At 38.6% G+C, this 306-nt stretch carries 1 pseudogene; it reads right to left on the bottom strand.

Annotation, left to right across the window (positions count from 1 at the left end):
• Window positions 1-306 (bottom strand): annotated as a pseudogene (locus ACTND6_RS11275) (hypothetical protein); the annotation flags it as partial.

Below are 306 nucleotides of genomic sequence, written 5' to 3'. Positions count from 1 at the left end.
CTGTGAAATGCATTCACATTGTTCAAATGATCAAGGGATGTATATGTTGTATGATCCTTCATTACTCTTATTTCGCAGTGTTTTGTTGAAAGTAATCTGTTGTAAGCAACTTTTCCGTCAATCCATGCCATACTGTTTTCTCCAATGCTGTTTGACAGTTTCATTAGATCTCCACTTGTCGGTGCTGCTGTGTTTGTTGCTTTTAAAACAGCAGTGCCATTTCTCTGCACTGCTGTAGGTAAACAGATCTGTTCATTTGACAGTCCTCTTTTAGAAGCTGAACCACCACGTTTTCTTGGTTTCAAA

It is taken from the genome of Bulleidia sp. HCP3S3_C9, assembly GCF_052064035.1.
Lineage (GTDB): Bacteria > Bacillota_I > Bacilli_A > Erysipelotrichales > Erysipelotrichaceae > Bulleidia.
Note: the sequence above shows the minus strand (reverse complement) of the source record. Positions and strands in the feature narration are given on the sequence as shown.